This is a genomic window from Rhizobium sp. AAP116, assembly GCF_001295785.1.
Lineage (GTDB): Bacteria > Pseudomonadota > Alphaproteobacteria > Rhizobiales > Rhizobiaceae > Allorhizobium.
This window is the reverse complement of sequence record NZ_LJIB01000011.1, coordinates 76049-100744: the sequence shown is the minus strand read 5'-3', so window position 1 is coordinate 100744 and position 24696 is coordinate 76049. Positions and strand designations below refer to the sequence as shown.

The 24696-nt window shown below is 61.4% G+C and carries 23 protein-coding genes; 17 read left to right on the top strand and 6 right to left on the bottom strand.

The window, feature by feature from the left end:
• Window positions 1-33 precede the first annotated feature (33 nt).
• Genes IP85_RS08810 through IP85_RS08800 form a run of 3 tightly spaced genes read left to right on the top strand, consistent with a single transcriptional unit; the run spans window position 34 to window position 3300 of the window.
• Window positions 34-1224, top strand: coding sequence for an exo-alpha-sialidase (locus tag IP85_RS08810; RefSeq protein WP_054149499.1), 1191 nt, complete (start codon window positions 34-36; stop codon window positions 1222-1224).
• Between the two features lies 1 nt (window position 1225).
• Window positions 1226-2182, top strand: coding sequence for a 4-hydroxythreonine-4-phosphate dehydrogenase PdxA (pdxA, locus tag IP85_RS08805; RefSeq protein WP_054149304.1), 957 nt, complete (start codon window positions 1226-1228; stop codon window positions 2180-2182).
• The gene (locus IP85_RS08800; RefSeq protein ID WP_054149303.1) at window positions 2179-3300 is read left to right on the top strand and encodes an iron-containing alcohol dehydrogenase; all 1122 of its coding nucleotides are present in this window, start codon (window positions 2179-2181) and stop codon (window positions 3298-3300) included. Before pdxA ends, IP85_RS08800 begins: the two co-directional genes overlap by 4 nt.
• 76 nt (window positions 3301-3376) lie before the next feature.
• Here IP85_RS08800 and IP85_RS08795 read toward each other — a convergent pair whose 3' ends face one another.
• Both IP85_RS08795 and IP85_RS08790 read right to left on the bottom strand, forming a co-directional pair.
• Window positions 3377-4102, bottom strand: coding sequence for a FadR/GntR family transcriptional regulator (locus IP85_RS08795; protein WP_054149302.1), 726 nt, complete (start codon window positions 4100-4102; stop codon window positions 3377-3379).
• 2 nt (window positions 4103-4104) lie between these two features.
• A complete protein-coding gene (locus IP85_RS08790; protein WP_054149498.1) occupies window positions 4105-5133 on the bottom strand; it encodes a four-carbon acid sugar kinase family protein in 1029 nt (342 codons plus the stop codon).
• A 321-nt stretch (window positions 5134-5454) separates the two neighbouring features.
• Here IP85_RS08790 and IP85_RS08785 point away from each other — a divergent pair, with 321 nt between their 5' ends.
• The 7 genes from IP85_RS08785 (at window position 5455) to IP85_RS08755 (ending at window position 12981) form a co-directional block, all read left to right on the top strand.
• On the top strand, window positions 5455-6168 hold the full coding sequence (locus IP85_RS08785) for a FadR/GntR family transcriptional regulator (RefSeq protein WP_054149301.1): 714 nt from the start codon (window positions 5455-5457) through the stop codon (window positions 6166-6168).
• 58 nt (window positions 6169-6226) lie between these two features.
• Window positions 6227-7201, top strand: coding sequence for a sialic acid TRAP transporter substrate-binding protein SiaP (locus tag IP85_RS08780; RefSeq protein WP_054149300.1), 975 nt, complete (start codon window positions 6227-6229; stop codon window positions 7199-7201).
• Between the two features lie 68 nt (window positions 7202-7269).
• Window positions 7270-7845, top strand: a complete 576-nt coding sequence (locus IP85_RS08775; RefSeq protein ID WP_054149299.1) for a TRAP transporter small permease — start codon at window positions 7270-7272, stop codon at window positions 7843-7845.
• A 3-nt stretch (window positions 7846-7848) separates the two neighbouring features.
• Window positions 7849-9255 carry a TRAP transporter large permease gene (locus IP85_RS08770; RefSeq protein WP_054149298.1) on the top strand — a complete coding sequence of 469 codons (1407 nt, stop codon included), beginning with the start codon at window positions 7849-7851 and terminating at the stop codon, window positions 9253-9255.
• Between the two features lie 56 nt (window positions 9256-9311).
• Window positions 9312-10382 (top strand): L-idonate 5-dehydrogenase, encoded by a 1071-nt coding sequence (locus IP85_RS08765; protein WP_054149297.1) that lies wholly within the window; start codon window positions 9312-9314, stop codon window positions 10380-10382.
• A complete protein-coding gene (gene uxuA, locus IP85_RS08760; protein WP_054149296.1) occupies window positions 10379-11578 on the top strand; it encodes a mannonate dehydratase in 1200 nt (399 codons plus the stop codon). The genes IP85_RS08765 and uxuA overlap by 4 nt, the downstream gene beginning before the upstream one ends.
• A 2-nt stretch (window positions 11579-11580) precedes the next feature.
• Complete coding sequence (locus IP85_RS08755) at window positions 11581-12981, top strand: mannitol dehydrogenase family protein (protein WP_236759256.1); 1401 nt, start codon at window positions 11581-11583, stop codon at window positions 12979-12981.
• Window positions 12982-13068: 87 nt separating this feature from the next.
• Here the strand turns inward: IP85_RS08755 and otnC are convergent, their stop codons facing one another.
• The 3 genes from otnC to IP85_RS08740 are packed head-to-tail and all read right to left on the bottom strand — an operon-like array spanning window position 13069 to window position 16001.
• Entirely contained in the window at window positions 13069-13710 is a 642-nt protein-coding gene (otnC, locus tag IP85_RS08750) for a 3-oxo-tetronate 4-phosphate decarboxylase (protein WP_054149294.1), read from the bottom strand.
• Window positions 13707-14972 (bottom strand): 3-oxo-tetronate kinase, encoded by a 1266-nt coding sequence (gene otnK / locus IP85_RS08745; RefSeq protein WP_054149293.1) that lies wholly within the window; start codon window positions 14970-14972, stop codon window positions 13707-13709. The genes otnC and otnK overlap by 4 nt, the downstream gene beginning before the upstream one ends.
• A 27-nt stretch (window positions 14973-14999) precedes the next feature.
• Window positions 15000-16001 carry a LacI family DNA-binding transcriptional regulator gene (locus IP85_RS08740; RefSeq protein ID WP_054149292.1) on the bottom strand — a complete coding sequence of 334 codons (1002 nt, stop codon included), beginning with the start codon at window positions 15999-16001 and terminating at the stop codon, window positions 15000-15002.
• A gap of 198 nt (window positions 16002-16199) precedes the next feature.
• Here IP85_RS08740 and IP85_RS08735 point away from each other — a divergent pair, with 198 nt between their 5' ends.
• The 7 genes from IP85_RS08735 to IP85_RS08705 all read left to right on the top strand — a co-directional run bounded on the left by IP85_RS08735 (window position 16200) and on the right by IP85_RS08705 (window position 23439).
• A complete protein-coding gene (locus IP85_RS08735) occupies window positions 16200-17318 on the top strand; it encodes a sugar ABC transporter substrate-binding protein (protein ID WP_054149291.1) in 1119 nt (372 codons plus the stop codon).
• A gap of 71 nt (window positions 17319-17389) precedes the next feature.
• Complete coding sequence (locus IP85_RS08730) at window positions 17390-18910, top strand: sugar ABC transporter ATP-binding protein (protein WP_054149290.1); 1521 nt, start codon at window positions 17390-17392, stop codon at window positions 18908-18910.
• Window positions 18907-19875, top strand: coding sequence for an ABC transporter permease (locus IP85_RS08725; protein WP_054149289.1), 969 nt, complete (start codon window positions 18907-18909; stop codon window positions 19873-19875). Before IP85_RS08730 ends, IP85_RS08725 begins: the two co-directional genes overlap by 4 nt.
• Window positions 19872-20846 carry an ABC transporter permease gene (locus tag IP85_RS08720; protein ID WP_054149288.1) on the top strand — a complete coding sequence of 325 codons (975 nt, stop codon included), beginning with the start codon at window positions 19872-19874 and terminating at the stop codon, window positions 20844-20846. The genes IP85_RS08725 and IP85_RS08720 overlap by 4 nt, the downstream gene beginning before the upstream one ends.
• Window positions 20846-21760, top strand: coding sequence for an L-threonate dehydrogenase (ltnD, locus tag IP85_RS08715; protein ID WP_054149287.1), 915 nt, complete (start codon window positions 20846-20848; stop codon window positions 21758-21760). Before IP85_RS08720 ends, ltnD begins: the two co-directional genes overlap by 1 nt.
• A 1-nt stretch (window position 21761) precedes the next feature.
• Window positions 21762-22529: a 2-oxo-tetronate isomerase gene (gene otnI / locus IP85_RS08710; protein WP_054149286.1), complete on the top strand. Its 768-nt coding sequence runs from the start codon at window positions 21762-21764 to the stop codon at window positions 22527-22529.
• An 85-nt stretch (window positions 22530-22614) separates the two neighbouring features.
• Window positions 22615-23439 (top strand): SMP-30/gluconolactonase/LRE family protein, encoded by an 825-nt coding sequence (locus IP85_RS08705; protein WP_245280840.1) that lies wholly within the window; start codon window positions 22615-22617, stop codon window positions 23437-23439.
• A gap of 342 nt (window positions 23440-23781) precedes the next feature.
• Here the strand turns inward: IP85_RS08705 and IP85_RS08700 are convergent, their stop codons facing one another.
• The gene (locus IP85_RS08700; protein WP_054149284.1) at window positions 23782-24693 is read right to left on the bottom strand and encodes an FAD:protein FMN transferase; all 912 of its coding nucleotides are present in this window, start codon (window positions 24691-24693) and stop codon (window positions 23782-23784) included.
• Between the last annotated feature and the right edge of the window lie 3 nt (window positions 24694-24696).

Genomic DNA, 24696 nt, shown 5'->3' with positions numbered 1-24696 from the left:
ATGATCGACTTCGGAGGACAAGAGGAGCATTCCATGACACCTGATGACATTGCCCGGCGCATGACCGGCATACTCACCACGTCGGATTCCGATCGGACCGAGGCCTATCTTCCGTCGCCGATGGTGCAGAACCACGCATCCTTCCTGCACAGACAGGCAGACGGCAGTCTGATTTGCGCTTGGTTTGGCGGATCGCTGGAAGGAAAGTCGGACATTTCCATCTACGCTTCCGTCCTTGCAGCGGGTGCGTCTGCCTGGGGTCCGCCGCGGCAGCTGAGCTCCGACCCCGATCATTCCGAGCAAAACCCCGTTTTGTTTCAGGCACCCGATGGGCGCCTGCTTCTGTTTCATACCTCGCAGCCCTCAGGCAACCAGGACGAATGCCGGATCCGCATGACCGAAATCACCACCGACGCGTCGGACCCGACGGTCTTGATGGCGTCCGACGGCCGCTATCTAGACCTGCCCCGAGGCAGTTTCGTGCGCGCACCGGTCGCGATCAGCGCTGATGGGACCTGGCTCCTGCCGATCTTCAGATGCATCCCACGCCACGGCCAGAAGTGGAACGGCAGTCATGACACCGCCGCCGTTGGCATCAGTGAAGACGGCGGAGCAACCTGGCGACTGGAAGAACTCAGCCAATCGATCGGCTGCGTGCACATGTCCCCGGTCGCTTTGAGTGACACGACGATGGCCGCATTTTTCCGGCGTCGCCAGGCGGATTTCGTCTACCGGACGGAGAGCCATGACGCCGGCCGGACCTGGAGCACGCCCGCACCGACTGATCTGCCCAACAACAACTCCTCGCTCGCGGCCATCGCTTTGGACGACGGGCGTGTTGCAGTCATCTGCAATCCCATCAACGCCGCGGCCTCCCCGGACCGTCGCACCTCCCTCTACGACGAACTCGGCGAGGAAGACGACAGGCCGGAGGCGGACCCGACCGGGGGCTGCGCCCCCATCTGGGGAGTGCCGCGAGCGCCTGTCACAGTCTGCATTTCGAGCGATGGCGGATTGACATTCCCGCAGCGGATCCAGATCGAGGATGGCCCGGGAACCTGCCTGTCCAACGATTCCACCGATGGACGAAACAAGGAAATGTCCTATCCCTGGCTGCTGGCAGATCAGGATGGATCGCTCCATATCGCCTACACCTATCACCGACGCGCGATCAAATATGTCCGGCTCGCCCCCGGCTGGGATCGTCCCGAAAACGGAGAATGACATGAGCGGCATTATCGGCATCACCATGGGCGATCCCTGCGGCGTCGGCCCCGAAATCTCGGTCCGCGCCCTGGCCGAGATGTCGGCAGAAGACCGCGCGGCCACGCGTATCTACGGCAATCTCGCGACCTTGAACGCCGCACGCGATGCACTGGGCCTGTCCATTGATCTCGTGCCCAATGTCGTCGACGTCGAGGTGGAAGGCGCTCCGCTTCCCTGGGGCACCTTGAGCCCCGTCGCGGGCGACGCCGCCTTCCGCTTTATCGAAAAGGCAGTCCGCGATGCAGAAGCCGGAACGATCGGCTGCATCGTCACAGCCCCGATCAACAAGGAAGCCCTGAACCTTGCCGGCCACCATTATGACGGCCATACCGGCATGCTGCGCAGCCTCACCGGCTCGAAGGCGGCCTACATGCTGCTCGCCTCGGAACGCCTGAAGGTCATCCATGTCTCGACCCATGTTTCGCTGCAGGAAGCGATCCGCCGGGCGACCACCGAACGGGTGCTGGCGACCATCAAGGCCGGCAACGACCACCTCAAGCGCATCGGCTACGACAAGCCGCGCATCGCGGTTGCCGGCATCAATCCCCATTGCGGCGAAAACGGCCTCTTTGGCACCGAAGACGACGACCAGATTGCACCCGCCGTTGCCGCAGCGCGCGCCGAGGGCATCGACGTCCAGGGGCCGATTTCGGCCGATACGGTCTTCTACCGCGCCTATTCCGGCGCCTTCGATCTCGTGGTCGCGCAGTATCACGACCAGGGCCATATCCCGATCAAGCTCGTCGCCTTCGACACGGCGGTCAATGTATCCGTCGAATTGCCGATCGATCGCACCTCCGTGGACCACGGCACGGCCTTCGACATCGCCGGCAAGGGCATCGCCAATCACGGCAACATGAATTCCGCCATCGCCTATGCCCGCAAGCTGGTCGCCGGCCGGACTCAGCAAGGATGACCCTGATGACCGCATCCATCACCCTTCACCAGCCGCGCCGCCTGATCGTCGGCGCCGGCGCGATCAGCCAGGTCGGCGGCCTTGTGGACGATGCAACGTCCGTTCTCGTCATCGCTACCCCGATCACGGCAGGCTTCATCGATCGGCTCATGTTGCCCGGCAAGATCGAGGTCTTCGACGCGATCCCCGGCGAACCTGACATAGCGACGTTGGATGCGGCCCTTGCGGTTGCGCGCAGGGTGAGGCCCCAGGTCGTTGTCGGGCTTGGCGGGGGTTCTGTCCTCGACGTGGCCAAGCTCGTTGCCGCTTTGTGGGACAGCGAGCAGACACTCGTCGACGTTGCAGGCCCCAACAGGGTGGCTGGCCGCAACACCCGCCTCGTGCAGGTCGCGACAACCGCCGGAACGGGTTCCGAGGCCGGCATCCGTTCGCTGATTACCGATCCGGTGAAGGGCGCCAAGATCGCGGTCGAAAGCCCGCACATGATCGCCGATATTGCTGTCCTCGATCCGGAACTGACCTTCTCCGTACCGCCGGCCGTCACCGCCTCAACAGGCGTCGATGCCATGGCCCATTGCGTCGAGGCCTTTACCAACAAGCGCGCGCATCCGATGATCGACGGCTTTGCCCGCATGGGTTTCCGCCTCGTGGGCAAATATCTCGCCCGCGCCGTCAAGGACGGGTCTGACACCGAAGCGCGCGAAGGCATGATGCTTGCTTCCTATTATGGCGGCATCTGCCTCGGGCCGGTGAACACCGCGGCCGGACATGCTATCGCCTATCCGCTCGGTACGCGTCTCGGTCTGCCGCATGGCCTCGCCAACGCGATCGTCTTTCCCCATGTGCTCGCCTTCAACCAGCCCGTCGTCCGCGACAAGACGGCGGAGGTGGCCGAAGCTCTCGGGTTCAGTGCGAGCGCGCCCGGCGCCCTGCTGGAAAATGCCTGCCGCTTCTGCACGGATCTCGATATCGAAATGCAGCTCTCTTGCCACGGTGCCAAAGAAGATGCGCTCGCCGGCTATGCAGCAGAAGCCCATGGCAACCGTCGTCTGATGGACAACAATCCGGCCGACATGGCGGTCGAGGACGTGCTCGCAATCTACAGAGCGGCGTACTGACGGACCATTTTCATCTGCACAAAATGAAGGGGGCCCAATCGGCCCCTTCTTTGATTCTGCGCTGAGCATTCTCCGCTCATCCCTCGGAAACCGCCGCCAGCGAAGCACTGGACTGGAACAGGCGGGCACGCGATCCGGTCAGATGTGTGTGCATCAACTCCCTGGCACGGGCGCCCTCGCCTGCTGCGATTGCCTCGGCGATCGCCTCGTGTTCGGCAAAGACCCGAGAAAGGCCGGCATTGTCCCGTTTGACCGAGACGCCATGGAAGCGCATGCCAACGGCGATGTGATCCTTCAGCGCCTCCATGGCGGTCGAAAAATACGTATTGTTGGCAGCGCGTGCGATCGCGAGATGGAACTGGAAGTCGGCATCTTCGCGGTGCGCCTGCCTGTTGGTCGCATCCCGCATCAGTTCAAGCGCCTCGCGGATCGCGGCGAGCATGCCGGGGGTGTGCCGCAGGGCTGCGGCTTCTGCCGCCGCCGGCTCGAGGTTCAGGCGGAATTCGTAGCAGTTCAGAAGATCGGCAACGTTTTCCAGCTGACCGAAGCCGAGCGGCTGCTTCATCCCGACAGAGCGCACGAAACTGCCCGCGCCGCGGCGAGAATAGATGAAGCCCTGCTCGCGCAAGCGCCTGAGCGCTTCACGAATGATCGGACGGGATACCTCGAACTCGATCGCCAGATCGTGTTCGGTCGGCAATCGCTCATCCGGTTGGTAAGACCCCGATTTGATCGCCCGATGCATCCGCTCGAATACCAGATCCGCCAGGCTCTTACGTGCCGTTCCGCTTTGCAGTCCCATTGTCAGCCCCTGCCCCCATGCAGCTTTTCGGCGAGCATCACCAATGTTTCCGGCACTCCGAATCCGCCTGATTTGGCGATGATACATTGCCCACCGGCATAGGCCAGCCCGAGCCCTGGCAGACATTCACCCTGCAAACGAAAACACTTGATCCCCATGCGAGCCATAACGGCTTCTGCGGTCGCCCCCCCGCAAAGGAGCAGAGTGCGAGCACCCACAGTCAACTCGGGGTGCACTGAGGACGCAAGGTTTCGAGCGACCTCCTCCGAGCCTATCTCTGTGTCGCCGGAGACCGCCTGCACAAGTATTGGGAACATATGCGGTTGGGCGACAATCTCCAGCAAGCCGTTGGGTGCCGGATGGTGGCTCACAGCCTCCATCTCGCGCAAGCGATCGACCTGCTCCACGGTGATGCGATCATACGACCCGATGACAAAGAGTGCGGGGCCGATGGGAGGCTCAACCAGCTCGGACATCGGCTGGCCGGTCATCTCGACAGCCAATGCCTCGGCAAGCCCTCTTGCGCCGATGAAGAGATCGATGCCCTCGGCGTGGGCGCCCGCCAGAGCATCACGCATGTCCTGATCTGTCGCTGCATCGACGATGCTGCATCGCGCTGCATGGTGACCCAAGGCGTTCGCCACGGAAATGGGCGTCGGCACTCCAAATCCCTCGACATGTCCGTCGCGGACGACGCGGCCAAAGGCAGGAATAGCGGGCGCGACAAGTGCGCGCTTGAATGGAATGGCATCAAGCTCGACTGCGATATGCCCCTTGAGGCGCGAGTCGACCTTTTTGAACAGCGTGACATTGGGCGGCAGTGCTTCCATCACCTGACGCATGGCTTGTAACGCATCTTCTGCAGACCGCTCCCGGGAGGCCAGATTGATCGACAGGACAGCTGGCAACTGTGAAAGCCCTGACGGGACCGCATTCGGCGTCAAGGCGACTTCGGTATGCAGCCCGCGCGCGGCAAAGGGGGCAGCTGTGTCCAATGCTCCGGTCAGATCATCGGCAATGATGACAAGCATCATCATGCTCCATGTTGTTATCTTCTTGATCGAAATATGATCGCATTTCCAGAAGGATGCAACAGCAAGATAACAAATCATAGCCTGAGAACGCCAGCTTGGCGAGCACCGATCCGCCTGCTTCTCCAGACATGCTAACCTGCTCGGTGCCCGTTCGAGCGCAGCCCTTCCTCCAGCGCAACTGAGCACCCTCCGACGAACCGCCACACTCGGCCCTGTTGCAAACCCGCTTGACAGGATCGATTAAAAAATCATACTCAAAATTGGTCAGACAATCTGACCGCCTGCGTATCAGGGGAGTGATACGCTCGGAGGATTTTCATGTTCGTGGCTTTGGAGCCGCGCCGGCTTTATCGCCAGGTCGCGGAGCAGATCCGTGCGCTCATCGAAACGGGTGAATTGAAGCCGGGCTCACGGCTTCCGCCCGAGCGGGAGCTCGCAGACCGTTTTTCGGTCTCAAGACCGACTGTCCGTGAAGCGCTGATCGTGCTCGAGGTCGAGGGGCACATTCAGATCCGCATGGGCTCTGGTGTCTACATCAGCAGCCGGCCCGGGCCGACCCTGGATGCGATCGACCATGATGACAGCGAAGGACCGCTGGAAATCCTGCAGGCGCGCTGCCTGATCGAAAGCGGCATCGCGGAAGAGGCCGCAAGGCTTGCGACGGCGGAAAGTCTCATGCGTATCGACGCCATCCTGGACCGCATGGAGGGCGCACTGGACGATGGCGCGGTGGCGCTGGCGTGCGACCGCGATTTCCATACGGCGATCGCCGACATCATCGGCAATTCGGCGCTCAAGCACTTTACTGGCCTGATCTACGATTCGCGCATGTCGCCGTATTTCAAGAAGCTGGCCAGCTATTTCGAGGGGCCACATACCTGGAAGCTGGCGCTCGAAGAGCACCGCATCATTCGCAACGCGATCGCAGCCCGGGACCCGGACGGTGCCCGAGAGGCCATGCGGCGCCATCTGACGCTGGCGCAGAGGAGATTCTCGGAAAGCTTTGAGGAGGAGCCGACCAGAGAAGACTGACCGTTCAGGCCTTGCGCCGACGGTTTTCCAAAGAGTTCTGTTTCAATGGGAGGAATACATGAAACTGACACTTAAGACGCTTCTTGGAGCAGCGGCAGTGATTGTCGCGTCCACGGTCTCGGCCCATGCCGAGACCGTTCTGAAATGGGCCCATGTTTATGAAACCTCGGAGCCCTTCCACACGGATTCCGTCTGGGCGGCAGAGGAGATCGCCAAGCGAACCGAAGGCCGGTACAAGATCGACGTCTTTCCGGCTTCGCAACTCGGCAAGGAAGCCGACATCAACCAGGGTCTCAAGCTCGGCACCGTCGACATCATCATCTCAGGTTCGAGCTTTGCCGCACGCGACCACAATCCGATCGGCGTCACCTACTATCCCTATATCTTCCGCGACCCGAGCCATCTCCTGGCCTACACGAAGAGCGACGTCTTCAAGAAACTGACCGCCGGCTATGAAGAAAAGACCGGCAACCATATCGTCGCCGTCAGCTACTACGGAACGCGGCATACGACCTCAAACCGCCCGATCGGCAAATGCGCCGACATGGAGGGCTTGAAGATCCGCGTGCCGGATGTGCCGGCCTATCTGGCAATGCCGCGGGCCTGCGGCGCTAACACAACACCGATCGCTTTTGCGGAAGTTTATCTCGCTCTGCAGAATGGCACGGTCGAAGCCCAGGAAAATCCGCTGACGACGATCGAGGCCAAGAAGTTCTACGAAGTCCAAAAGAACATCGTGCTCACCGGCCACATCGTTGACCACCTGAATACGGTGGTTTCCAAGACCCGTTGGGCAAGTCTGTCGGATGAAGACAAGGCGATCTTCACCGAAGTGATGCTGGAAGCAGCAGCCCGCACGACAAAGACCATCGAAGCCCGTGAAATGGCGCTCGTTGACGAGTTCAAGGCGAAGGGCATCACAGTTACCGAAGTCGACAAGGCTGACTTCGAAGCGAATGTCATCGCCAAGGCGAAGTTCGAGGACTTCGGCTACGACAAGGCTGATTGGGAAGCCATCCGCGCCATCAAGTAATGGCGCCGTCCCGGCGCCTGTGCGGCGCCGGGACCCATTTTCAAATCATAGAGAATTGGAGCCGACCCATGACGGAGCACCCGCACGCGCCGATCAGTGTGGAGGAGATGGCGCATGCTTTCGAGGAGGAAGCCACGCCAATTGATCTATCGCATCACGCCATCGAAGACTGGGTAACGCTGGCCGTCTTCTGGGGCATGGGCCTAGCCGTATTTCTGCAGTTCTTTACACGCTACGTTTTGAACAACAGCTTTTCCTGGACCGAGGAAATCGCAGCCAACTGCCTCGTCGTCGTCGTCTTCATGGGGTCAGTCATGTGCGTGCGGACCATGCGGCATATCCAGGTGGACCTGCTCTACCGCTTTCTGCCAACGCGGGCGGTCAGGGTGCTCGAAACGGTCGTCGATGCCATCGGCATCGCCTTCTTCGCCTACATGACCTGGCTGATGTGGCGCTATCTGGAGATTGTCGGCGGGGAGCGCATGGTCACCGTGGACCTGCCACGTGGCATCGTCTTCTATACCGTCTTTGCAGCCTTTGCGCTGATGTCTGTCCGCTCCATCCATAACCTCGTCAAGGATCTGACGGGGACGAAAACCGCGCGCCAGAGGGCGCAGGAAGACATTCACGCAGGGGGGATCTAGACTATGCTGCTTCTCATCGGTTCCTTTCTGTTTCTATTGATCCTCGGCACGCCGGTTGCGGTCTCCATGGCCGTCGCATCACTCGCCTATCTCGTGATCTATGGCGTTGCCCCTGACATCATCGCGGCCCAACGCATGATCGCCGGTGTCGAGAGCTTCCCTCTGATTGCGGTGCCCTTCTTCATTCTGGCCGGCAATCTCATGAACATTGCCGGGGTGACGGGCCGCATCTACAAGTTCGCCCTGTCTCTCGTCGGCTGGATGAAGGGTGGCTTGGCGCAGGTCAACATCATCGGCTCCGTGGTTTTCTCCGGCATGTCCGGAACGGCGCTTGCCGATGCCGCCGGCATTGGGACCATCGAAATCAAGGCCATGAAGGACCATGGCTATCCGGTGGAGGCCGCCGTTGGGGTTACCGCGGCCTCGGCCACTCTGGGTCCCATCTTCCCGCCATCTCTGCCCTTCGTCATTTACGGCATGATGGCCAATGCCTCCATCGGGGCGCTGTTCATGGCTGGCATCATTCCAGGGGTCGTCATGACGGTCCTGATGATGCTGACGGTTTACATCTTCGCCAAGCGCAAGGGCTGGGGCTCTGATACCCCATTCGAACTGAAGCAATTGCTGGCTGCCTCGCTGGAAGTGGTGATCGTCCTCGCCTTCCCTGGCGCCATCTACCTGATGATCCTGGCGGGAATGTCGGTCAATATCGCGGTGCTGATCGGACTTGCGGTTCTCGTGGCGCTCGACTGGTATTTCGACTTTTCCGCGGTCATGGCGCTGATGACACCCGTGCTGCTGATCGGCGGCATGACGATGGGCTGGTTCACGCCGACAGAGGCGGCCGTCGCGGCCGTTCTGTGGTCGTTGTTTCTCGGGCTCGTCCGCTACCGGACAATGACGCTGAGGACGCTGGCTAAGGCCTCGTTCGACACCATCGAGACCACGGCCTCGGTGCTGTTCATCGTCACCGCCGCGTCGATATTCGCCTGGCTGTTGACGGTGAGCCAGGCAGCGCAGCTGTTCGCAGACTTCATGTTCAACCTGACTGACAACTGGTGGATGTTCCTGATCATCGTCAACGTCCTTTTGTTGGTCGTCGGCGCCTTTCTCGATACGATTGCCGCCATCAGCATCCTCGTGCCGATCCTGATGCCGATTGCGGCCCGCTACGGCATTGATCCGGTACATCTCGGCGTGATCATCACGCTCAACCTCATGATCGGGCTTCTGACCCCACCCGTCGGCATGGTACTTTTCGTGCTGTCGCGCATCTCCAAGCTGTCGGTGGAAAAGACGACGCTGGCCATCCTGCCCTGGATGATCCCGCTCTTCCTGGCGCTCGGACTCATCACCTTCATCCCAGCCATCACCATGTGGCTGCCGACGCAACTCGGTCTGATCCGTTGATCTGCCGGTCCGCACTGGCGGGCTGATTTCGGTCTTGAACGAAAGGTCTCTGTGCGATGCAAACTCGCGTTGCCCGCCTTCATGCTGAGCGCGACCTGCGCGTTGAGCATCTCGACTATTCGACATGTCGAGCTGGAGAGGTTCGGCTTGCCATGGCGGCAGGCGGCATCTGCGGCTCGGACCTGCACTATTACCAGGATGGCGGCTTTGGCCCGGTCCGTGTCCGCGAACCGATCATCGCCGGTCACGAAGCCTCCGGCTTTGTGGAGGAAATTGGCGACGGTGTTTCAGGTCTTGAACTTGGGCAACTTGTGGCGGTCAATCCGTCCCAACCCTGCGGCCAGTGCCAGTATTGCCGGATCGGGCAACCCATTCACTGCCTGGACATGCGCTTCATGGGCTCGGCCATGCGCTTGCCGCATGAAGACGGCATGTTTCGCGAGCACTTGGTCGTGCCCGCCATTCAATGCCATCCGGTGGGTGGGGGCGTCACACCGGGAGAAGCGGCCTGCGCAGAGCCGCTGGCGGTCTGCCTCCATGCAATCGCTCAGGCCGGCGATCTCAACAGCAAGGCCGTTCTTGTCACGGGCGCGGGGCCGATCGGTCTCTTGACCGTGGCCGCCGCGCATCATGCAGGTGCCGGCCAGATCGTGGTCACGGATCTGGCCGACTCCGCCTTGTCGCGTGCGCTCTCGATGGGCGCCACGCAAGCCATCAATGTAAAAAGCGAGCCGGACGGTCTTCTGCCCTTCACGGAACACAAGGGCTATTTCGACGTGGTCTTCGACTGCTCAGCGGCTGGAACTGCCCTGCGCTCCGCGTTTACTGCGATCAAGCCGCGGGGCATTCTGGTCCAGGTCGGCGTGACTGGCGACGTCACCATTCCCCTCAACGCACTGGTCGGCAAGGAAATCGTCTGGCGCGGCTCGCAGCGGTTCCATGAGGAATTCTCTGAGGCCGTCGCCTTGATCTCGACGCGCCAGATCGATGTGCGTCCGATCATCTCCCACAGTTTCCCACTCGATGCGGTAGTGGAGGCGTTTGAACAGGCCGGTGACCGCTCGAAGGCCTGCAAGGTGCAGATCACATTTCAACAGACGGATAAAAGCCTAAAGGACGAGAGATGAGACATACCTGGCGCTGGTTCGGCCCCATCGACAAAGTCAGTGTGAGAGATGCGGCGCAGGCCGGCGCCGAGGGCATCGTGTCGGCATTGCATCACATCGCAACCGGAGACCTCTGGCCAGAAGACGAGATTGCCAGACGGCATGACGCGATCCGCGCAGGGGGCCTCGTTTGGGATGTGGTCGAGAGCATTCCGGTGTCCGAGGACATCAAGACACAGACCGGCGACTGGAAGCGCCACATCGCCAACTGGCAGGAAACGCTCAGACGCCTGTCGGCCTCGGGTATACGAACAGTCTGCTATAACTTCATGCCGATCCTCGACTGGACGCGGACGGATTTGCGGTGGGAGACGGGTCACGGCGCCAAAGCCATGCGCTTTGATCTCGTCGATTTCGCAGCTTTCGACATCCATATCCTGAACCGCCCCGAGGCTGCCGCAGACTATCCGGACTGGCTGACCGACGAGGCAGCACGGCGTTTCTCCGGCATGGAGGATGCCAAGATCGCGGCCCTCGGCAAGAATATCGGTGCTGGCCTGCCGGGCTCGGCCGATGGCTACACGCTCGAGCAGTTGCTTGAGAAGCTCCGCTCCTATCAAGGCGTCAACCGCGAACGGCTGCAGCAAAACCTCGTCGATTTCCTGAGCGAAGTCGCGCCGGTCGCCCAGCAGGTCGGCATCAATATCTGCGCACACGGCGATGATCCACCCTGGTCGCTGCTCGGTCTGCCGCGCATACTTTCAACAGAGGCCGACTATGCGCATATGCTGGATGCCGTCGATATTCGCGCCAACGGTGTGACGCTCTGCACCGGATCACTCGGCGCGCGCCCTGACAATGATCTGCCTTTTCTTGCCAAGCGCTTTGCCGACCGCATCCACTTCGTCCACCTCCGCAACGTGACCCGCGACACCGACACAGTCCCCTGCTCCTTTTTTGAGGACGAACATCTGGAAGGCGGGACCGACATGGTGGCTGTCATCGCAGCCTTGATCACGGAGGAGGCAAAACGGCGCAAGGAAGGGCGTGAAGATCACCAAATTCCCATGCGCCCCGACCATGGACAGGAAATCCTCGATGACCTGACGCGTGGGGCACAGCCGGGCTACCCCGCCATCGGCAGGCTCAAGGGCCTGGCAGAGCTTCGCGGCATCGAGCGCACGCTGTCGCATGCCCAATACGGGCTGGGAGGCTGATGATGCAAAGGCTCTCCAGCACGACAGGTCTTCCGGATAGGGTTCGTCAACCGCAATTTGACCGGACGAAACTGAAACCCGGCATCGTACATATCGGGATCGGCGCCTTCCACAGGGCGCATCAGGCAGTGTTCACGCAGCATGCTCTGGAAGCCGAATTCGGACCCTGGGGCATCATTGCCGTAAACCTGCGCTCGTCCGAGCCGGTCGAAGCGCTCGCAGCACAGGATGGCCTCTATTCCATCACTACGCGGAGCGAGGCGGGCGATCAGTCCGAAGTCATCGGCGCGACTGTCGACTGGATCTGTGCCGCTAATGATGGCGCCCGGGTGCTTTCAGCCCTGGCCGATCCGGCGATCCGTGTTGTGACGCTTACCGTGTCGGAGAAGGCCTATGGTCTTGATCCGGCAACGGGCGGGTTGGACCACGCTCATCAAGCCATTGCCGCGGACCTTAAGTGGCCAGATGCGCCCGTTGGTGTGCTGGGCTTTCTCGTTGAGGGGCTTGCCCTGCGGCGCGCTGCAGGGCTTGCACCCTACACGGTTCTCTGTTGCGACAATCTACCATCCAACGGCAATGTCGTGCGTCGCCTGGTTCTGGAGATGGCCCAACTGCGCGATCCCGCGCTGGCCGATTGGATCGCCGATAAGGGTCGGTTTCCCTGCTCCATGGTCGACCGGATCGTGCCCGCCGCCACCGACACCACCCGGATTCGTGGCGAAAGGCTGCTCGGAGCCCTGGACGCACTGGCAATCGATACGGAGCCATTTTTGCAATGGGTCATCGAGGATGACTTCGTTTCCGGTCGCCCCGCCTGGGAGGCCGGCGGCGCAATCTTCGCCGGGAATGTCGAGCCCTATGAGAAGATGAAGCTACGATTGCTCAACGGTACGCATACGCTGCTCGCCCATCTCGGGATCCTTGGAAATCTCGACTATATTCGCGACGTGATGGCCGTACCGCATCTGGCGGCAAAAGCGCGCCTGCATATGGAAGAGGTCGCCTCGACGCTCGATCCGGTGCACGGCATCGACCTTGCCGCTTACATCGACGATCTTCTGGCGCGCTTTTCCAATCCGACAATCGACCATCGCAATATCCAGATCGCGCTCGATACCACGCAAAAATTACCGCAGCGGCTTTTGGCGCCCACCGTCGACATGTTGGCGAAAGGTCAGACAGCGGGCGCGACGGCCTATGCAGTGGGGGTCTGGATGGCATCGGTGAAGAAGCGAGGTGATTGCGGTGATCCCCGTCGCAGCGAGGTGATTGCGGCGGCGGCAAGCATGGGCGCCACCGACCCCTCCGCACCGTTTTTCGCAATAGCTGGTCTATTCCCGCAGGAACTGATCGATGCACGCGACTGGCGCGACAGGATAAACGCAGCGATCCTGTCGTTCTAGCTGATCAGGGCGAAGACATGGAGAAGCGGGAAGAACAGACTTGCAGCTAAAGGTCATCGAGGCCTGCCCGCGCAGCAGACGATTGGGCTAGGTCGAGCGCAAAGCGTCGACCTGCGCGGAGGTCAGCAGCCTTAAGCGTTCGCCTCGCAGCATCAGGAAGAGCTTGGCGGTCTCTTCCAGCTCCTCCATCGCATACTGTGCTTCTTTCAACGTCTTGCCCGCAACGACGGGGCCGTGGTTGGCCAGAAGGACCGCATGGCTATGCTCAGCCCTTTCGCGCACGGCTTCGGCGAGCGCTGCATCCCCTGGCGGATAATAGGGGGCCATCGGCAGGCGCCCGACCCTCATCACGTAATAGGCCGTCAGTGGCGGCAGAACATCGTTGGGATCAAGACCGTCGAGAATGCTGACGGCGACCGCATGGGTGGAATGCAGATGCACGACGGCGCCCGAGCTTTCCCGCGCGCAATACATGCATTGGTGCAGAAAGGCTTCCTTGGTCGGCTTGTCGCCGCTGACATGCACGCCCTCGGCGGTGAATTTCGACAGTCGTCCGGGATCGAGCGCCCCCATGGAGGCATTGGTCGGCGTCATCAGCATCTCGCCGGTCGAGAGCCGCGCGCTGATATTGCCGGTCGAGCCGAAGGTGAAGCAGCGATCGAAGAGGGATTTGCCGACCTCGGCGATCTCGTCGCGCAGGCGGGTTTCCTCGGAAAGAATTGACGTCATGGCAGGATCTCCCAGGCCTTGAGGAAGAAATCGGGCGCACCAAAATTCCCGGACTTCAGCGCCAGTGCCATCGGCTCCGTCTGTCCGAGTGTCAGCGTCCAGGGTACGCCAGGATCTATCTCGGGACCGATAAAGAGCGCGTCGGGTGCAAGCGCCCCGACCACGGCACCCGAGGTCTCGCCACCGGCAACGATCAGGCGACGGACACCGGCGGCCTCGAGCCCGCGCGCGGTCTCGGCGAGGAAATGCTCGATGAGCGATCCGGCCCTCTCGCGACCGAGGGCAGCCTGGGCTGCCTTTACCTCGTCCGGTTCGGCACTCGAATAGATCAGTGGTGCCCGTGCCGACTGGCCGAGTGCCCAGGAAAGAGCCTGCTCAACCCGGAAACGTCCCTCGGCGATCTCGATAGGATCAAGCTTGAGCGCGGGCACGCCCGCCTCGATCGCCGTGCGGATCTGGCTGCGGGTCGCATCCGAACAAGACCCGGCAAGGATCATCGACCGTCCCGCCGGCGCGGAAAAGGCGAGCGCGTCTCCAGAAGAGCGCAAGCGGCCGGCGCGACGGAAATTTTCAGGCAGACCGAGCGCTATACCGGAGCCGCCGGTGATCAGGGTCAGTCCGGCAGCGGCCTCACCGATCACCCGGAGATCGGCATCGGTCAACGCATCGACGACCAGCGCCTGTTCGCCCTTGTCACGCGCAGCTTCGAAGGCTTGCGCGACGGCTGAAGCTCCCTGCCCGACCGTTTCACGGGTCACCAGCCCCACCTTCAGCTGCGACTGGCCGGCCATCAGGCGAACCAGCGAGCCGTCGGTCATCGGGGTCAGCGGATGATTGCGCATCGGGCTATCGGACAGCAGCTGGTCGCCGACAAACAGATGGCCCTTGTAAATGGTTCGGCCATTGGCCGGGAAAGCCGGGCAGACAATCGTCAGATCCGTGCCGAGCGCCTGCATCAGCGCCTCGGTGACGGGACCGATATTGCCTTCCGGACTGGAATCAAAGGTCGAGCAATATTTGAACAGGAACTGCGTCGCACCCGCCGTTTGCAGGAAGGAGAGGGCTTCGAGCGACATGGCGACAGCTTCAGCTGCAGGATTGGTGCGCGACTTCAGCGCAACCACCACCGCGTCGACGCCCGAAAGATCAAGGCCGGCCTTGGGAACGCCGATCGTCTGGATGGTTCGCATGCCCTCCCGTGACAGCATCAGGGCAAGGTCGGTGGCTCCGGTCAGGTCGTCGGCAATGGCGCCCAAAAGCATGGTAGTCTCCGGTGAAGTGGCGCGCGGTCAGGCCGTTGCGCCGTCGATGATGGCGAATCCGGTATCGATGATCTGAGCTTCGCCCGGCCGTTCGGCCTGAGCGAGCAGCGCTTCGACCGCTGTCTTGCCGATGTTGAAGCGGTTCGAGCGGACCGTCGACAGAGGCTTCGGCAACGCCTGGCCGATCTCCAGTCCGTTGAAGCCGAAAAGGGCGAGCCGCTCCGGCACCGGGATACCGGCGCCCAGACAATGCATGAAGCCACCGACCGCCATGTCGTCGTTCGAGAAGACGACGGCATCGGCCACAGCGCCATCGGCGAGCAGACCGGCCAGCGTGTCGCGGCCGGCAATCGTCGAGCTCGGACCGTCATGGCGCTTCTCGACGGAGAGCGACAGGCCGGCTTCAGCCAGCGCTTCGCAGAGGCCGTCATAGCGGGCGCGGGCGCGGCGGTCGGCTGTCCAATCGTGACCGACATAACCGATACGGCTATAGCCGCGCCGCACCAAATGCTCGGCTGTCGCGCGACCGGCCCGGCGATGGGACAGGCCAACCGCGAGATCGATCGGCGTATCGTCGATGTCCATAAGTTCGGCAATGCGAATGCGGCTGTTCTCCAGCATGCGGCGCGCAGCGTCTGTGTGTTCGAAGCCTGTGGTGATCAGGGCTGTCGGCTGCCAGGCGAGCAGCGAGGAGACGAGTTGCTGCTCCTTGCCGAGGTCATAATCGGTGACGCCGATCATCGGCTGATAAGGCGTGTCGGCGAGACCGGCATGGATGCCGCGCAGCACCTCGGGGAAAACGATGTTGGAGAGCGACGGCAGGATCACGCCAATGATCAGCGAGGCCGAGGAGGCGAGCGAGCCGGCCGCGCGATTGGGCACGTAGCCGAGCGTGTCGATGGCGTCGAGAACGCGCTTGCGGGTTTCCTCCGCAATCGAGCCCTTGTTGCGGATGACCCGCGACACGGTGTTCTCGCTGACATTCGCCAGGCGAGCCACATGAGTGAGCGTCGGCGTCTCCGGCTGCATTTATTTCGTCTCCTCCCCTGCCGCATTGCCCGATTGGCCAAGACGGCGACACGCGATCTGCTCTTCAGGACCGTGCCATGAACTTTATCTCAGCGCTAACATATTTCGCTTGATCGTGGCTAGAGGATGTGCTTAAAAAATTATGTTAGCGCTGAGATTAGCGCTTTCTGGGAGATTACACTTCGGGAGGAGTTCACCGTGAGAACCTTTAACAAGGCCGCGCTTGCCGCGTCGGCCGCGATGCTCTGCGTCTTCAGTTTCAGTTCGGCCGTCCGCGCCGAAGACACCCATCGTCCGGAGTGCTTCTCTGCAGCACCCGACAATGCCAAGGTCATCAAGTACGAGAAGCGGGATGGCCCCTACAAGGTTGCGTTCGTCAACGGCTTCGCCGGCAATGACTGGCGCGTGACCGCCATCCAGGGCGCGAAGGCCTGGGCGGCGCGCGAAGAAAACAAGGCAAAGCTGTCCGAATTCACCGTCGTCTCGGTTGGCAATGACAGTGCCGCCCAGATCGCTGCGATCGACAACTTCATCGCCGCCGGCTACGACGCGATCACCTTCATCGCCGTCAACCCGACCGCCTTCTCCTCCGTCATCAAGCGCGCCGAACAGGCCGGCACGGTGCTTGTACCCTTCGACAACGTGCTCGACACCGATGCCATCGTGCAGGTGAACGAAAACCAGTTCGAGCTCGGCGCGATGAAGGCGGAAGCCGTCGTGCGTGAGATCGAGAAGGCGAAGGGCAAGGTCGAGGGCAGCGTTCTCGAAGTCTCCGGCCTGCCGGGCAATGCGACGGACCGTGACAACCATCTCGGCATGCGCTCCGTTTTGGACAAGCATCCGGGCCTCAAGGTCGTTCAGGTGGTGGGCAACTGGGATGCCGGCACCGTCCAGAAGGTCACCGCCGACGCGATCGCCACCAATGGCAACTTTGACGGCGTCATGGTCCAGGAAGGCACGATCGGCGCACTGAATGCGATGAAGAATGCCGGTCACCCGGTCGTTCCGATCGGTGGCGATGCCGGCAACGGCGCCCGCAAGCTGATCGCTGAAGGGAAATATCCGGGCCTCACCGCAGCCCAGGCGCCTGTCATGTCGGCCGTCGCACTCGAAGCCGCTGTCTCGCTGCTTGAAGGCAATGCCTTGCCGCAGAAGGTGTTCCTGCCGATCCCGAACAAGGACAATGCAGAGCTGAAGGAAGGCACCGACTACTTCCCGAACCTGCCGGACACCTTCTACACCGCGACAGGCTATCCGAACTGCTTCCCGGTCTTTACCCCGGAAGAGCTGCTCGGCCAGACCCCCGACAATACCTGATCCTCCCGGCTGGGCGGCGGGGCCTGACCTCTGAAGGTGCCGCCGTCCGACCCATCCCAGGACATGCCAGAATGACGACAGCTCCGCTCATCGAGCTTTCGGGGATTTCGAAGTCCTATGGGCCGATCCAGGCCCTGAAGACGATCGATTTCTCCGCCCGACCGGGCTCCGTGCACGCCATCCTCGGCGAAAACGGCGCCGGCAAGTCGACACTGATGAAACTGCTTTCCGGGGCCATCCAGCCGACGACCGGCGAGATGCGCCTCGATGGCCGGCCCATCCGGTTTTCCGGAACGCGACAGGCGTCTGCCGCCGGCATCGTCTGCATGTTCCAGGAACTCTCGCTCCTGCCGACACTCTCCGTTGGCGACAACATCACGCTTGCCCGCCCGCAAACACGCTTCGGCTTCATGCTCGCCAAAGCCTATGACGCAGCCCGTGCAGCCCTCGACCTGATCGGTGCCGAGAGCATTTCTCTCGACACGCCCGTGGAGGAACTCTCTCTCGCAGACCGGCAGCGGGTGGAAATCGCCAAGGCGCTCTACCAGAAACCGCGTCTTCTCATCCTCGATGAGGCCACCTCCGCACTCGGCGCCTCCGCCGTCGAGAAAGTGTTCACCGTCATCCGCAAACTGCGCGACGAAGGTTGCTGCATACTGTTCATTTCCCATCGTTTCCACGAGGTCGAGGCCCTCGCCGACACGATTTCTGTGTTTCGCGCCGGACAGCATGTCCACACCTTCCCGGCAGGCACGATCGACAACCAGAGCATCGTGTCGCTGATGATCGGCGAGACAATGGACCGGCTTTTCCCGCCACCGCGTCCGGCCATGCCCGCAAATGTTGCGCCGCTTCTTTCCATCAAGGACTTGTCCTTCGCCGGTGAGCTCTTCGACGTCGGCTTCACGGTACGCCCCGGCGAGATCTATGGTCTCGGTGGCCTCGAAGGCCAGGGCCAGCAGCGCGTGCTCGAAGCGATCTTTGGCACACTCTCGGGCGTCAGCGGGTCGATCGAGCTCTCCGGCAAAATCTATGAGCGCCGCTCGCCGCATCGGTCGAAGTCACCGGAGATCGGCATCGCTCTGGTTCCCGAGGACCGCAAGACCGAGGGCATGATCCAGCCGCTGTCGATATCAGACAACATGCGGCTTGCCGGCATCGGACTTCACGGCGACAGCGAAGCGCTCGACGCCCGCTGCCTCGCCCTTCTCGAACGCCTCGAACTGACCTATGGCCAGCTCACCGACCCCGTCATGTCGCTGTCGGGTGGCAACCAACAAAAGGTGCTGCTTGCCAAATGGCTGGCGCTTGGACCACGCTGCCTGCTGCTGCTCGATCCCACCCGCGGCATCGACGTGAAGACCAAGGCGCAGATCTACCGCCTGCTCACCGACCTTGCCGGACAGGGCATCGCCATCGTCATGCAATCGACGGATTACGAAGAGCTCGTGCATCTCTGCGATCGGGTCGCAGTCTTCTATCGTGGCCGCATCGCGCGGGAACTCAACGGCGACACACTGACGCCTGAAAACCTGATTTCAGCCGCCATGGGCCTCAGCACTGCCCCATCAGCGCCGGAGACCGTGCAATGACCGCGCTCTACATCCGACGCAACCTGCGCGTCATCATCCCGACCATCGCTTTTGTCGCCCTCTTCGTGCTCTACATCGCCACGCATCCGCGGGGGCTCTCCACCTATGTGCTGACGATCTGGTCCAACCAGTCGGCGCTCCTGGTGTTTGCTGCCTTCGCCCAGTTCTTTGTCGTTCTGGTGCGCGGGATCGACCTTTCGGTCGGTGCGGTCGTGGCGCTGACCAATGTCACGGCTTCCTTCGTACTCGCCGGCGATGGCGGCTCGCTTGTCTTCGGCATGGCTGCCGTCCTGCTGGTCGGCATGGCCTGCGGGTTGTTCACGGGTCTTTTCGTTTGCTTTGGCAATGTGCCGCCGATCGTGGCGACCTTGGCCACCGGTGCCATCTATTCCGGTATCGCCCTTTATCTGAGGCCCACACCGGGCGGCGGTGTAAACTCCGAGCTCTCGGATGCCTTCACCTATGCCATCGGTCCTATCCCCACCTCGCTCGTTCTGATCATTGCCACCGTGCTCGTGATCACCATCGTGCTGCGCAAGACGAGTTTCGGCATGGCGCTGAAGGCGCTCGGAGCAAACGAGCACTCCGCTCAGCTCACCGGCATCAACACGACGTCGATGCGCATCTCAGCCCATGTGCTCGGAGGACTGATGGCCGGCATGGCGGGCCTGTACGTCTCCATGGTTACGATGACCGGCGATGCGGGAATCGGCCCGACCTACACCTTGAACTCAATTGCCGCGATCGTGCTGGGCGGCGTCTCGCTTGCCGGTGGTATCGGCACGGCAGTGGGCGTCGCCGTCGGCGCCATGCTGTTGAAGACCGTCGCCTCGCTGATGTTCTTCTCCGGCCTTCCTCCCCTCGCCCAGCCCTTCTTCGAGGGGCTGATCCTGGCGCTGGCGATTGCCTTCGGCTCCGTCGGCGTGCTGCGTGTCCGCAACAAACTGAAGTTGTTCGCCCAATGACCGACCGCGCGATATCAGGGCCATCAAGGCCAAGCCTTCCCGTCGATCCCGCCGTTCTCGTTGTTGTCATCGGCTGCGGCCTGCTGCTGGCCGCCGGCGGAACCATTCTGCCGACATTTCTGACGGCGGGCTATATCCTGCAGCAACTGCAGATCGCCTCTTTCCTCGGGATCATTGCGGCCGGCGCCACACTGGTTATCCTGCTTGGCCATATCGATCTTTCGGTGCCGGCCGCAATCACGGCAATTGCCATCGTCACTACGACGGTAGCGGGCTCGCAGGATCCGACATTGGCTGCTCTTGCTATTCCGATCGGGCTACTCACCGGCGCCCTGATCGGCCTGATCAACGGCATTGGCGTGGCCTTCCTGCGCCTGCCGTCGATGGTCTGGACGCTGGCGATGAACTCAATGCTGATCGGCTCTGTTGTCTTTTTTACCGGCGGCTTCAAGCCGCGCGGCATGGCTCCACCAATCTCGATCACGCTGTCACTCGAGCGCAGTTTCGGCATCCCCAATGCCTTCCTGTTCTGGCTGGTGTTGATGGCGGCCATGTTTTACCTGCTTCACCGGACCGTCTACGGCAAATATCTGATCGCCATGGGCAATTCGGAAAAGGCCGTCTACCTTTCTGGCATTCGCGTGCGGCTCGTTACCACCCTCACCTTCGTGGTTGCTGGCGTCTTTACGGCCATCGGCGCCATCCTGCTCGCCGGCTATGCCAACCAGGCCTATCAGGGCATGGGCGATCCCTATATGCTGCCTGTTATCACCGCTGTGGTGATCGGGGGCACGTCGATCATGGGGGGCCAGGGTGGATATGGCGGCACGATCGTCGGCGCCATCTTCATCACCCTCCTGTCCTCTATCCTCTCCGTGCTGCAGATGCCGGAAGCCTTCAGGCAAATTGTCTTCGGTGTCATCATTCTGGCCATGCTTTTGATCCGTGGCTACAAAAGGAGCTTTCGCTGATGTCTCACCTTCCGTCCGTCGCCGTCGTCGGCCTCGGCTCCATGGGCCTCGGCATGGCTCGCTCGCTGGTGCGGGCCGGTCTTGCGGTGCGTGGCTTTGATATCAGTGCCGATGCCCTGACAGCGCTTGAAGCCGCTGGCGCCGCCGCTACCAAAAGTCCCGCCGATGCGGCAACCGGCGCCGACATTGCCGTCGTCGTCGTGGTCAATGCGGCACAGACCGAGACCGTGCTGTTTGCCGAAAACGGTGTCTTATCTGCCATGAAGCCCGGCGGAGTGGTGATCGCCTGCGCCACCATCTCGCCGTCAGAGGCCAAGCGCTTTGCCGCCCGCGTCGAGGAAGCTGGCCTTCTTTATGTCGATGGTCCGATCAGCGGCGGCTCGAAAAAGGCCGAAGCTGGTCAGCTGACCTTTATGGCCTCCGGCTCGGAGGCAGCCTTTGCTGCAGCACGACCGGCGCTCGATGCGATGGCGGGAACAGTCTACGAACTCGGTGACCAGCCCGGCATCGGCTCCTCGTTCAAGATCGTCAACCAGCTGCTGGCAGGGGTACACATCGCTGCTGCCTGCGAGGCGATTACCTTCGCCAAGAGCCTCGACCTCGACATTTCACGCGTCTTCGACGTGATTACCAAGTCGGCCGGCAACAGCTGGATGTTCGAAAACCGAATCCCGCATGTGCTGGAAGGCGATTACACGCCGCACAGCGCGGTTGCGATCTTCACCAAGGATCTCGGGATCGTATCCGATATTGGTCGCCAGACGAAGTTCCCTCTGCCGATCGCAAGTGCTGCGCTTCAGCTCTTCATCATGACCGAGGCCGCCGGCATGGGCCGGGACGACGACAGCTCGGTGGCGCGCCTGCTCGCGAAGGTTTCCGGCCTCAAGCTGCCCGGCATGGAAGACGAGGACTGACATGCCCAAGTTTGCTGCCAATCTGTCGATGATGTTCAACGAGGTGCTCTTCCTCGACCGTTTCGCGGCCGCAGCCGACTGCGGCTTCACAGCGGTGGAATATCTCTTCCCTTACGACCATCCGGCCGAACTCGTCGCCGAGAGGCTGCAGGCTGCGGGCCTTGCCCAGGCGCTGTTCAACATGCCGCCCGGCGACTGGGTGGCTGGCGAGCGCGGCATGGCCGCACTGCCCGGACGCGAGGCGGATTTCGCAGCAGCCCTGGATATGGCCATCGCCTATGCCAAGGTCATCGGCACGCCGCTTCTGCACATGATGGCGGGAATTGCACCGGCCACCGATCCGGCCGCGATCGTCACCTATCGCAACAACCTGAAGCGCGCGACCGACCGCACTGGCGAGGCTGGCATCGGTCTCGTCATAGAGCCCATCAACGGTCGCGACATGCCGGGCTATTTCCTCAACGACTTCAACCGCGCAATCGACTTCATCGCCGAAATGGATGCGGCCCATGTGAAGCTCCAGTTCGACGTCTATCACCGGCAAATACTGCACGGGGACGTGATCATGGCGCTTCGGCAGATGGCACCGGTCATCGGCCATATCCAGATCGCCTCTGTGCCCAATCGTCACGAACCCATGAGTGGCGAACTCGACGACCGCAGGATCTTCGCTGAGATCGATGCGATCGGCTACCAGGGCTATGTCGGCTGCGAATATCGTCCGGCTGCCGGCACCCGTGAGGGGCTTGGCTGGATGAACAAACTCTAATCTTGTCGGGAGCTTGGGTGGAATGCGTTACACGGATTGATTCGAGATCGTTGACCCGGCGTTCAAATCGCTGATCCTGCCGAATGTGCATGTCGACCAACTCTACACCGGCGGACGCTGGCTGGAGGGGCCAGTCTACGTGCCGGCGGCACGCCATCTGCTCTTCTCGGACATCCCGAACAATCGTGTCCTGCGATACGACGAGGTAAACGAGACGGTCGCGATTTTCGAAGCTCCGTCCAACTTTGCCAACGGCCATACTCTCGATCGTGAAGGACGGGTAATTTCCTGCGAGCACTTTACTCGGCGCGTCACTCGCCGAGAGCATGATGGTAGCCTGACAACTCTCGCCGAGAGTTTCGGTGGCAAACGGCTGAATTCGCCAAACGACGTGATTGCGGACAGCAAAGGCAATATCTGGTTCACCGATCCAAGCTATGGCATCTCGACCCCTTATGAGGGGTCACTCGCGGAAAGCGAAATCGGAAGCCAGAACGTCTATCGGCTCACGCGTGAAGGCCAGCTTGAAGCAGTCATCACCAATTTGCAGCAGCCGAACGGACTCACCTTGTCGCGTGACGAACAGACCTTGTACGTGGTCGACAGCGGTGTTCAGCCGGCTGAGCTCATGGCCTATGCTTTGGATACATCGGCGAAGCCAGCCTCCGGTCGTGTGTTTTCCGAGTGCCCTAACGGCATGTATGATGGCGTTCGCATTGATCAATCAGGACATGTATGGACGAGTGCGGGCGATGGCGTCCATTGCCTCGGGCCTGATGGGACGCTCATCGGCAAGATCCTGATGCCCGAGACAGTGAGCAATGTTTGCTTTGGAGGGCGGGAGAAAAACCGCCTCTACATCACTGCCACGCGCTCCTTGTTCGCTGTGTACCTCAATGCGAGAGGCTAGCTTGAGGAGTTGACGGAGCTTACGAAACGCCAAAAGCTCCTCGGGTTTGGCTTCATCCTCGCGTCTATGGAGTTGTTTCAGGACAGGGCGGCTTTGAGCGTGAACGGCACGCAAACGCGTTCGCCCGCCGTGTTAGGGCGGGTTGTTTCAGTGATCGAGCAGAGAAGCTGGTGTATTTGAACCGGTTGCGGGCCGTTGTGGCTGAGCGGGAGGCTTTACGGCGTCGGTTATGAGTATTTTGGTTGCGGGGGCCTGATTGCACAGAGACTTGCATAAAAGCCGTTCCAACAGTGCCCAACCGGATTCTTGCGCGACATCTAAATTATGGGACAACGAAGGCTATCATGCTACGAATTCCAATCGACAATCCGGGAAACTTTTTACAAGAAGCTTCATTTGAGTAACTTCGTTCAAAAGGCAAGCGGTCGTTGAGAGCGCATCTGCAATTGCCGCAGTGGGTGCTGAGATCGACACAGCGCGCCAAATCGCCGGTGCCGGTGTTCCGCTGACGGGATCGAGAATGTGGCCCTGCCGTCCGGCACCATCGAATGTTGTACCAAGAGGAGAAGATGTGGCGAGAGCGCGTTGTCGTAAGCCGACAAACTCACCGCCTTCTAGACGAACCGGCCAGTCGCCACCAATAGGCCTGCCGCCAAGGGCGCGCAATTCGCCAGTGTCGATCAGAATGTCCGATAGCCCTTCGGCTTCCAGCAACGAAGCCACACGGTCGGCGACGTAGCCTTGGCCAATACCGTTTAAGGTTAGTGCCATTCCCGGTCGAAGACTGATCCTTGCTGAATCCATTTCGACCTTCTCCCAGCCGACAAACCCTTTCGCGGCAGCGATCGCTCCCGCGTCCGGTTGCGTGCCCCGAGCCGCTGCTTCGGCCCAGACTACCCAAAGCGGCTGCACAGTCGGATCAAACCTTCTGCCGCTGGCACGGTTCACGGCGCTGGCAAGCGACAGGCATTCAAGAAGTTCGAAGGGCGGATTGTCGAGATGGCCCAGCCTGTTCAGCCGAGCTAGCGCACTATTTGCACGATAAAGGCTGAGAATGTCCTCCAGCCGATCGATTTCGGCCATGACGCGAGCGGCAATCGCTTCCCCGTCTGGATGGTCGATCCGGAGCGATGCGCGGGCGCCAAGCGCTTGTCCGGTCCAAAGTTTCGAATTGTGCTGTCTTGCACGTGCGGCGGTCGGCAAAAGCGCAAGCGCGGCGGAAATCGCAATTAGTCGGCGACGTGTTGTCAGCATAGC

Coding starts and splice junctions, on each gene's coding strand:
- pdxA (WP_054149304.1), top strand. CDS start 1,226: ATGAGCGGCATTATCGGCATCACCATGGGCGATCCCTGCGGCGTCGGC.
- IP85_RS08800 (WP_054149303.1), top strand. CDS start 2,179: ATGACCCTGATGACCGCATCCATCACCCTTCACCAGCCGCGCCGCCTG.
- IP85_RS08795 (WP_054149302.1), bottom strand. CDS start 4,102: ATGGGACTGCAAAGCGGAACGGCACGTAAGAGCCTGGCGGATCTGGTA.
- IP85_RS08740 (WP_054149292.1), bottom strand. CDS start 16,001: ATGCAGCCGGAGACGCCGACGCTCACTCATGTGGCTCGCCTGGCGAAT.
- IP85_RS08725 (WP_054149289.1), top strand. CDS start 18,907: ATGACCGCGCTCTACATCCGACGCAACCTGCGCGTCATCATCCCGACC.
- IP85_RS08700 (WP_054149284.1), bottom strand. CDS start 24,693: ATGCTGACAACACGTCGCCGACTAATTGCGATTTCCGCCGCGCTTGCG.
- IP85_RS08780 (WP_054149300.1), top strand. CDS start 6,227: ATGAAACTGACACTTAAGACGCTTCTTGGAGCAGCGGCAGTGATTGTC.
- ltnD (WP_054149287.1), top strand. CDS start 20,846: ATGTCTCACCTTCCGTCCGTCGCCGTCGTCGGCCTCGGCTCCATGGGC.
- IP85_RS08775 (WP_054149299.1), top strand. CDS start 7,270: ATGACGGAGCACCCGCACGCGCCGATCAGTGTGGAGGAGATGGCGCAT.
- IP85_RS08720 (WP_054149288.1), top strand. CDS start 19,872: ATGACCGACCGCGCGATATCAGGGCCATCAAGGCCAAGCCTTCCCGTC.
- IP85_RS08790 (WP_054149498.1), bottom strand. CDS start 5,133: ATGCTTGTCATCATTGCCGATGATCTGACCGGAGCATTGGACACAGCT.
- otnI (WP_054149286.1), top strand. CDS start 21,762: ATGCCCAAGTTTGCTGCCAATCTGTCGATGATGTTCAACGAGGTGCTC.
- IP85_RS08765 (WP_054149297.1), top strand. CDS start 9,312: ATGCAAACTCGCGTTGCCCGCCTTCATGCTGAGCGCGACCTGCGCGTT.
- IP85_RS08730 (WP_054149290.1), top strand. CDS start 17,390: ATGACGACAGCTCCGCTCATCGAGCTTTCGGGGATTTCGAAGTCCTAT.
- IP85_RS08810 (WP_054149499.1), top strand. CDS start 34: ATGACACCTGATGACATTGCCCGGCGCATGACCGGCATACTCACCACG.
- uxuA (WP_054149296.1), top strand. CDS start 10,379: ATGAGACATACCTGGCGCTGGTTCGGCCCCATCGACAAAGTCAGTGTG.
- IP85_RS08785 (WP_054149301.1), top strand. CDS start 5,455: ATGTTCGTGGCTTTGGAGCCGCGCCGGCTTTATCGCCAGGTCGCGGAG.
- IP85_RS08770 (WP_054149298.1), top strand. CDS start 7,849: ATGCTGCTTCTCATCGGTTCCTTTCTGTTTCTATTGATCCTCGGCACG.
- otnK (WP_054149293.1), bottom strand. CDS start 14,972: ATGCTTTTGGGCGCCATTGCCGACGACCTGACCGGAGCCACCGACCTT.
- otnC (WP_054149294.1), bottom strand. CDS start 13,710: ATGACGTCAATTCTTTCCGAGGAAACCCGCCTGCGCGACGAGATCGCC.
- IP85_RS08755 (WP_236759256.1), top strand. CDS start 11,581: ATGCAAAGGCTCTCCAGCACGACAGGTCTTCCGGATAGGGTTCGTCAA.